Source organism: Terrisporobacter muris, from assembly GCF_024621905.1.
Classification (GTDB): Bacteria; Bacillota; Clostridia; order Peptostreptococcales; family Peptostreptococcaceae; genus Terrisporobacter; species Terrisporobacter muris.
In genome coordinates this window covers 1-9,449 of record NZ_JANKBY010000132.1, presented here as the reverse complement: position 1 = coordinate 9,449, position 9,449 = coordinate 1, and the positions used below count along the sequence as shown (strand labels likewise).

Genomic DNA, 9,449 nt, shown 5'->3' with positions numbered 1-9,449 from the left:
CCGATCTTGAGCTTTTAAAATAAATTAAATATATAACAATAAAACTTCCATATAAATATATGGAAGTTTTATTGTTATATTGACTTTTATGAAAGTCTAGAATTATTATTTATATAAAAAGTTATTACTACATATTATTAATTAGTTAGGAGGTAAGTATCATGAATCTTAGCAATAAAAATATTTGTGAGAGAGAAAAAAAGTTTTTATCAAGCATTCAAAAACTACCTTATTGCCCCATAGCAATTAAAAACGGCAAAGGTGCTTTACTCTATGATTATGATGGAAATGAATATATAGATTTTCTATCTAGTGCATCCTCTGCAAATATTGGGCATGGTAATAAAGAAATTGCTCAAGCTGTAAAAAATCAGATGGACCAAATTACACAATACACTATTGCTTATTTTACTTGTGAGTCACCTGTACTTCTTGCTGAAAAAATAATAAATTTGGCTCCTGGAGATAATGATAAAAAAGTTCTTTATAGTACTACGGGTTCCGAATCTATAGACGCTGCAATAAAACTGTCAAAGGGGTATACTGGTAGAAATAAAATTATCTCCTTTAATGGCGCTTATCATGGAAGTACTTATGGCTCTATTTCAATTTCTGCCATAAGTTTAAATATGAGAAAAAAAATAGGATCTCTTCTACCTGATGTTTATCACTTTAACTATCCTGTTTGCATCAAATGCCCTTATAATAAAAATGAAAGTGAATGTCACCTGGAATGTCTAGAGGAAATAAAAAATGCTTTTCAAATGTATTTACCTGCTGACGAAGTGGCTGCTGTATTTTTTGAACCTATTGCTGGTGATTCTGGTATTATTATTCCACCGAAAAGATATGTAAAAAACTTATATAAATTATGTAAGAAGAACAATATATTGTTTGTAGCGGATGAGATTCAACAAAGCTTAGGTAGATGTGGATATTGGTTTTCTATGGAACATTTTAATATTGAACCTGATTTAATTGTTATGGGTAAATCCTTAGGAGGAGGTTTACCTCTAGGGTTGGTAGTTGGTAAAAGCGAAATTATGGAATGTTTAAGTGCTCCTGCTCATGCTTTTACTCTTTCTGCAAATACTACTGTATGTGTAGCTGCATTAAAAATGCTTGAAATATTCGAGAGAGATAATATAATTGAGCAAACTAAAGAGAAAGGCTCTTATTTAATAAATAAGTTGAACATTCTAAAAAAGAAATATCCTAATATTATAAAAGATGTGCGTGGTTTAGGCTTATCAATAGGAGTTGATTTACCTGACAAATCAGCCACAAAGAAAATATGTTATCAATGTATCAAAAATGGTTTACTACTTATCTCCTTAGGTGAAAATACATTAAGAATACAACCACCTTTAGTTATCACTAAAAATCAAATAGATGAATCAACAGAAATATTAGAAAATTCTATTAATGATTTTATCAGTGGAAAAATCAGTGATGATGCTTATACCTTTATAAATGGTTGGTAACAAAATGAGGTTAATATTTGAATTATAAAATTAACAAATATATTATGGAAGAGGATTTTTTATCTTATGCAAAAGATGAGGATTTGTCTAAAATATGCATAAACTGTTATGACGGAATAAATACTATTACCTTTTCATCAAATGTAAAAGATGCTTTTAATAATTTAAACTACTCTACTCTAAAAGACTATCCTCATGGAAATCTTCTAAAAAAATCTATAATAGATTACTGGAATAATAATATCTGCTTAAAAGTAAATAATATTATATTAACTGAGGGTTCAATTAACGGAATATATTTATCAAATAAATTGTTTTTACAACCTAATGATAATGTTCTAGGATGTACACCTCAATTTCCAGAGTATGCTATGGATGTTAAAATGCATGGAGGAAATTTTAATTATTATACCTTAAAAGAAGAAAATAATCACATTTTTGATGAGGATGAATTTATAAAACTTATAGATAATAAGTATAAATTAATATATTTAGACAATCCTAATAATCCTACAGGTCAAATTATTTCATTAAAACAAATTGAAAAAATCGTTAAAATTGCAAAAGAATACAAAATAGTTATTATAGTTGATGAAGCATATGGTGATTATATGAGCCCAGAAAACTCATCTATAAACCTAATAAACAATTATGATAATATAATCATACTTAAAACATTTTCTAAATTTTTTTCCCTCGCAGGAATTAGAGCTGGTTATATGGTTGTACCAAATAATTTCTATAATCCTCTAAATAAAATTACTAATCCTTATTGTATAAATGAAATCGGACGACAAATGGATTCTATAGCATTGAATGATAATAATTTTATAAATGAAACTCTATTCATAAATAAAAAAATTAAGTCTTATTTTTTTAAATCATTGAAAAACCTCATAATCTCTCATACTGACAAAACAGTTGCCATTTTTTTATTACATCATAAAAACCCAAATATAAATCTTCAAAAAGAATTTTCCAAGTTTAATATAGTCGTAGTAAGTGGTTGTAGCTATATGGGTTTAGATAAAAATTATGTAAGATTAAGAGTCCCCAAAGAAAAGAACTTAGAAAAAGTGTTACAAGCTTTTGAATATATTGATGAGTTATAAAAATTTTATTGCATCCTACTTCAGCTTATGTATAAAAAGGAGCTGTATAAAAATATACAGTTCCTTTTTATAATTATTTAACTTCATATCTTCTTTGAAAAAACTTAACCACTTCAACTATAGGTATTACTGTAAATGATATTAGAAGTGATACACCATATTCCATAAGCGATATAGTTTCAAGCCCAAATGCATTTGATAAGAATGGTATATAAATTACTGCAAGAGTCAATAAAAGTGATACTATCATTGCTCCCCATAAAAACTTATTTTGACCCTTTATAGTAAATATGGAGTGTCTTCTAGAACGAAGGTTAAATGAATGGAATATTTCAGCCATAGACATAGTTAAAAATGCCATTGTCATTCCATCTGCACTATTTACAAACTCCCATATTCCACTTTCCATATAGTGACCAGCCACATAAGCTACTATTGTGATTATGGCAATCATAAATCCTTGCCATATAACATCTTTACTGACCCCACCAGCAAATATACTTTCTCTTGAGTTTCTAGGGGATCTTTTCATAATGTCCTCCTCTTCTTTTTCTGTTCCAAGTGCTAAAGCTGGAAAACAGTCAGTTATTAAGTTAATCCATAATAAGTGAACAGGCTTTAAAATAACAAAACCTACTAATGTAGCAAAAAATATAGCTACAACTTCACTTAAATTAGATGATAATAAAAACTGAATAGACTTTCTTATATTGTCATAAATTCTTCTGCCTTCTTTTACTGCATGGACTATAGTAGCAAAGTTATCATCGGCAAGGACCATATCTGAAACATTTTTAGTAACATCTGTACCAGTTATACCCATACCTACACCTATATCAGCGCTTTTTATTGCTGGAGCATCATTTACTCCATCACCTGTCATTGCTGAAATTTTCCCTTTTTTCTTCCATGTATTAACTATTCTAACTTTATGCTCTGGTTGTACTCTTGCATATACTGAATATTTTTCTATATTTTTTTCAAATTCTTCATCATTCATTTCACTTAACATAGCACCAGTTATAGCTTCACTACTATCTTTAATTATCCCAAGTTCCATAGCTATAGCAACTGCTGTATCTTTGTGATCTCCAGTAATCATAATAGGTCTAATCCCTGCACTGTTACATTCTTTTATTGCATCAACTACTTCTTCTCTTACTGGATCGATCATACCTGTAAGACCTAAAAATATAAGATTATTTTCTAAAGCCTCACTACTAATCTCTTTAGGTACCTCTTCATAATATCTTATGGCAGAACATAATACACGAAGAGCTTTATCGGCCATATTTTTATTTTCTTTAATTATCTCATTTCTAATTTCTTCACTTAGATCTTCTACTTTATCATTTATTAATATTTTATTACAATGTTTTAATACAACATCAGGAGCTCCTTTTGTATATTGAATATAATTATCTTTATGTTTATGAATAGTAGTCATCATTTTTCTATTGGAATCAAAAGGTAATTCCTCGGCACGTACCTCAGTTTTTATTAAATCATTTTTATTTAGTCCTAAATTGTATGCATAATTAACCAAAGCACATTCCGTTGGCTCTCCCACTGCTTTTTTACTATCTTCATCTAATGTAGCATCACTACAAAGTGCCATTGATTTAGCCAAAAGTTTTTCATCATTACCATAATATTTAACTACTGTCATTTTATTTTGTGTTAAAGTCCCTGTTTTATCTGAACATATAATTTGAGCACACCCTAAAGTTTCTACTGCTGTTAACTTTCTTATAACAGCACTTTTCTTAGACATATTTGTGACTCCAATAGCTAAAACTATTGTAACAACTGTAGCTAACCCTTCTGGTATAGCTGCCACAGCCAAGCTTACAGCTACCATAAATGTATCTATAAATACTTTTCCACTTAGATTTGGATAGGATTTTCCAAGAGTAAATAAAAATATGAATATACATATACCTATAACTAAAAAACTTAAAATTTTACTAAGCTGATTTAGTTTAACTTGTAAGGGTGTTTGACTTTCTTTTGTATTTGATAGTACACGAGCTATTTTCCCCATTTCTGTATTCATTCCTGTAGCTGTTACTACAACCCTACCTCTACCATAAACAACTGAGCTTCCCATGTAAACCATGTTTTTTCTATCACCTAAAGGTATATCTTTTTCACCAGATGATAATGATAATATGTCATTATGTTTTGTAACCGCCACAGATTCTCCTGTTAAAGCTGCTTCTTCAATTTTTAAACTTACACTTTCTATAATTCTTCCATCAGCAGGTACTGCATCTCCTGCTTCTAATAAAATTAAATCACCTGGAACTAGTTCTTCACTTTTAATTATTACTTGTTTATTATTCCTTATTACTTTACATGTTGATGCAGTCATATCTTGCAAAGCTTCTATGGCCTTTTCTGATTTATTTTCTTGATATACTCCAAGTATTCCATTAATTACAACTACTGCAAATATTATAAAAACATCTGCAAAAGACTCATTGGCATAGGCTGCTGTTATACCTGATACTATCGCTGCCACAATAAGTATGATTATCATCGGATTGGTTAACTCTTTTAAAAATTTTACAATTAATGGTGTTTTCTTTCCTTCCTCTAGTTTATTTAATCCATTTTCTTTTAATCTTATTTTACTTTCTTCTTCGCTTATTCCCTCATAACTAGATTTTAATGAACTTAATATTTCTTTGTAACCCAGTAAGTATTCTCTCATTTTATTACCTCCTTTTATTTTAAATTCTTTAAAACTAAAAATTTGCTTTGCTTCAGGTAATCCATTGCTCTATTCAAATAGGTTAAAGTTTATAATTTATCTACAAATCAGATAAATTATAAATTACTTTAATGTAAAAAATGAGACTTGTGCATAGAAAAATCTATACACAAGTCTCATTCATTAAGATAAACCAGGCCAAATTATCAGCCAAGATGTTGATTTACCTCGCATATACTGCGGAATTACTCCCCTGTGAATTAATTATTTTAATAATATATTTATAGTATATTATCATATCACGCAATTTAGAATATATTTCCATATATTTTCATCATTTTACATAAACTTAACATCTTCATCTTATGTAAAAAAGGTAGAACTAAAAGCTCTACCTTCTCCCCCTATTTTTTCCTATCTTATTTATTATAAGGCATTTGCTGCATCATTTGTTGCATATACATATAATAATTCATCCACATCTCATCATATTGAGTAGTAGTATAAGGAGACATATTAGAATTATCTAATGATGGATATTTATTAGTAAAGTTACCCATACATTGCATTGGTGCCATATTATACATTGGACTTACATAAGTTGAACATGAATCTCCAAAAGAGCAACTATTATCCATATCCACATAAATTATTTCATCATCACATTTACATGTCTTTTCAACTATAGTTTCACAAGTATTTTTACAAGGTTTATTACATCCACATGATGGTTTTGATGGCGTAGTATCCATTTTAGATTGTATTGATGGCTTTGATACGCAATTATTCTCACAATTTTGTAATTTATTACCACACTTATCTAGCATTTCTTCACATTTCTTAGACTTACCTTCGTATTCTTTTATCTTATCCCCTGCTGTTTTGTAACATTCTAATGCTTTTTCGTCATATTTTAACGCTTGATTATATAAGCATTTTGCTTTTTCATTGTAAGTTTCTGCTTTTTCATATAAACATTTTGCCTTTTCGCAATTTTCCTTTGCATCTTTTTCAATACATTCTGCTTCTTTCTTTAAAGCTCTTGCTTTTTCAGATAATTCTTGAGCTCTTTGCATTAACTCTTTAGCTTTGCACTCATCATTTCTTGCTTGATTTTCACTTTTGTTTGCATTTTGCAATAAATTACATGCTTTTTGTGATAATAATTTAGCACTCTTTTCACATTCTTTAGCTTGATTAAATGTTTGTGTTGCATTAGCTTCATATTTACAAGCTTTTTCAAATAACTCTTCAGCCTTTTTCGCTAACTCTACACATTTATCTACACAAGTTATCTCATAATCTCCACAAGGACACTCTACATAAGAAGCCATTGGTTTCTTTTCAGTAGGACATGGTTTACAAGATGAAATAGGTGTACATTCTACTACTGTCTCGCATGGTTTACATACTTCACATTTTTTAGTAGGTTTCACAGTTTCAACTGGTTTACAAGCTTCATTTTGAGGAGTGCAAGAACAAGATTGTTTCTTCTTTTTTTTCATAATAAGTCAAACTCCTTTTGTTGTATTTATTCCATAAGCCCATAGAACTTATGTTACTTAATATAATTATATGAAAAGAGTATCATCTGGTTACTTATTGTGATACAAAAAAACAATACAAGTAGGCTTTACTTGTATTGTTGAAGGTTAAAAATATTTTTAATCGAAATATATATTTGCTGCGTGAACATTTACTTTGTATTCATTTTTTAAATCTTTATTTATAGTTTTTTTGAATTCTTTTAAGTTGTATTCTTCTTCATTGTCAAAATCGCTTTGTAAAAATTCATTTAAATCTATATTTTCATAAGCATTTATATCAAATTTAAATTTATATCTATCTAGTGGAAGATTTAAATTTACTTCTGATTTATAGCCATCTATATTAAGATTTCTACTTATTGGTAAATTTGAATCTATACTAACAGTATTGTTATCTAAATTATTAGATTTTATAGTAACTTTATTTGGTAAGTATTTCTCAATATCTTCTAAATTGTATTTATCACTATCTATATATACATCACCGCAATAAATATTAACTTCTTTTATTCCTAATATTTCTCCTAGTTGAATAGATACATAATTTTGTGAACTTATATTCAATTTCTGTAAATTTTTAACTTCACTAGGCAATGATAAAGATCCGCTAGAAGTATCAAAAAAAAATTCATCTAAAAATATATCATTTTCTACCATCAATGCCCCACTTTCACTTGTTACTTTTAAATTAACATCCTCTGGAACATATATTACTATCATATTAGTATGATTTGAGAAAGTATTTTCTAAAAGTTTAGAAGTAAAGTCATCAATACTTTTTATTTTTTTCATTGATAAATCTTTATCTACTTCTTTTACATATAATATTTTATTATTATCTGTAATCTGTATATCCATATTTTCATAAAGACCTTTTGCTTTAACTATTACCTTATTCGAACTACTTTTCATAATTTTCGTATTAACATAATTAGTATCTATATTTAATTCATCTATGTCTATATTCTTTTCGTATATGGTATTTTCTTCATTTACTTTTTCATCAAAGTCTTGCAACTTATTTATAAAATAAGGCATAGAGAAAAATCCTGACCATATTGTTCCAATCAGTCCTACTATAATTAGAACTATGGCAAATATTGATAGTTTTTTATTCATTATCTTTGCCTCCTTTATATTCTTCCATATTCATATCTTCTTTTGCTTTACTTGCATTAATATATATTTTTCTTGTTTTGACCCAATTAATATATGTTTTATAAATTTTTTTCATATACTTTACTATGAATACAAATACTTGCCATGCAAGAATTTGAAAACCTATAAAAGCTATAGATAAGAAAATAAAGAAGCATGCTATTTCTGATGCTGCCCAAGAAAAACTAATCATTAATGGTATGGTTACTAAAAAAGTAATTAAAGATAAAGCCAGCATACCTGCTATGAATGCCATAAAACATACAGCCATAAAAGCTGGTATAATTAATAGCAATGACAATAAAAATAATATAACTCTTACACCTTTATTAGATAATGAGTTATCATTACTTAGACTAGGTGTCAACTTTTCTTCTAAAAAATCTTTACATTTAAAACAAGATTCTTTTATTTTTCTTTTAGAGTTTATATATATATCTTCTATTTTATCTTTTTTATTATTTGTTCTATCCTCATCTTTAATTTGATTAATCAAATCTCTTGCTATGGACTTTGGAGACCCAAGAGCTGCAATAGTATCCAAATCACTTTTTCCTTCTATTTCACTGTTTACAAAATACTCTTCATAGTCTCTTATTATGTCATTTATTTCATCTTCTGAAAAATCCTTTTTTAAGTAATCTCTTAAAATATCTAAGAACTCTTTTCTATTCACAATCTATACCTCCTTCATCATTTAAAATTAAATTTACTGCACCTACAAAATCATTCCATTCATTGATCATTTTATTTAAATAATCTTTTCCAGCATCGGTTACTTTATAATACTTTCTAGCCGGACCCTCACTAGATTCTAATATATATGCCTCAAAAAACGCATCCTTTGTTAATCTTCTTAATATGGGATATATAGTACCTTCATTTACATTAATAACTTTTGATATATTTTGTACAATTTCATAGCCATACATATCCTTCTTGCTTATTAGAGCCAGAACACATATTTCTAATACGCCTTTTCTAAACTGGGTATTCATATATCTTCTCCTTTCAAATTTTATACGAGCAAATTAGTAACTATATTATTAACTACTGTGTATTAAACAATACTATGTTAAACTTATTATGTATTAATATTAGCATAGTACTATGCAAAGCACAATAGTTCTTTTATTAAGGTTTTCTTACAAAAAAATTACAAGTTATTTCACTTGTAATTTAGGTTTTATTAAATTAAAGTATATATCCCAAGTAAAAATTGTATGCAATAAAGCAAATAAAGAGCATTATTAAAAACCTTTCAATAGCTACTAGTAATATTTCCACTATATTTAAATTAATTATTGTTTTTTTTATAAAAGGTATTAAAAAACTAATGCTTATACATTGAAGACTTATAAATAATCCCATCATTATCTTACTTATATAATAAGTATCTTTACTTATTATTTTTATGGCTAAAATAAGATCG

General features: G+C 27.7%; 8 protein-coding genes. 2 read left to right on the top strand and 6 right to left on the bottom strand.

Annotation, left to right across the window (positions count from 1 at the left end; all coding sequences use genetic code 11):
* Nucleotides 1-161: 161 nt before the first annotated feature.
* Complete coding sequence (locus NSA58_RS11120) at nucleotides 162-1,484, top strand: aminotransferase class III-fold pyridoxal phosphate-dependent enzyme (protein WP_074429908.1); 1,323 nt, start codon at nucleotides 162-164, stop codon at nucleotides 1,482-1,484.
* 17 nt (nucleotides 1,485-1,501) lie between these two features.
* On the top strand, nucleotides 1,502-2,596 hold the full coding sequence (locus NSA58_RS11115) for a pyridoxal phosphate-dependent aminotransferase (RefSeq protein WP_079764861.1): 1,095 nt from the start codon (nucleotides 1,502-1,504) through the stop codon (nucleotides 2,594-2,596).
* A 73-nt stretch (nucleotides 2,597-2,669) separates the two neighbouring features.
* Here the strand turns inward: NSA58_RS11115 and NSA58_RS11110 are convergent, their stop codons facing one another.
* The 6 genes from NSA58_RS11110 to NSA58_RS11085 all read right to left on the bottom strand — a co-directional run.
* A complete protein-coding gene (locus tag NSA58_RS11110; RefSeq protein WP_257560467.1) occupies nucleotides 2,670-5,330 on the bottom strand; it encodes a calcium-translocating P-type ATPase, PMCA-type in 2,661 nt (886 codons plus the stop codon).
* 401 nt (nucleotides 5,331-5,731) lie between these two features.
* Nucleotides 5,732-6,817, bottom strand: coding sequence for a hypothetical protein (locus tag NSA58_RS11105; RefSeq protein ID WP_039678645.1), 1,086 nt, complete (start codon nucleotides 6,815-6,817; stop codon nucleotides 5,732-5,734).
* A gap of 159 nt (nucleotides 6,818-6,976) precedes the next feature.
* Nucleotides 6,977-7,978: a DUF4097 family beta strand repeat-containing protein gene (locus NSA58_RS11100; protein WP_074429910.1), complete on the bottom strand. Its 1,002-nt coding sequence runs from the start codon at nucleotides 7,976-7,978 to the stop codon at nucleotides 6,977-6,979.
* Nucleotides 7,971-8,693 carry a DUF1700 domain-containing protein gene (locus NSA58_RS11095; protein WP_074429911.1) on the bottom strand — a complete coding sequence of 241 codons (723 nt, stop codon included), beginning with the start codon at nucleotides 8,691-8,693 and terminating at the stop codon, nucleotides 7,971-7,973. Before NSA58_RS11095 ends, NSA58_RS11100 begins: the two co-directional genes overlap by 8 nt.
* Nucleotides 8,686-9,015 carry a PadR family transcriptional regulator gene (locus NSA58_RS11090; protein ID WP_039680103.1) on the bottom strand — a complete coding sequence of 110 codons (330 nt, stop codon included), beginning with the start codon at nucleotides 9,013-9,015 and terminating at the stop codon, nucleotides 8,686-8,688. Before NSA58_RS11090 ends, NSA58_RS11095 begins: the two co-directional genes overlap by 8 nt.
* A 196-nt stretch (nucleotides 9,016-9,211) precedes the next feature.
* Nucleotides 9,212-9,449: hypothetical protein (locus NSA58_RS11085; RefSeq protein WP_257560466.1), on the bottom strand; the 238-nt coding region annotated here is incomplete at its 5' end.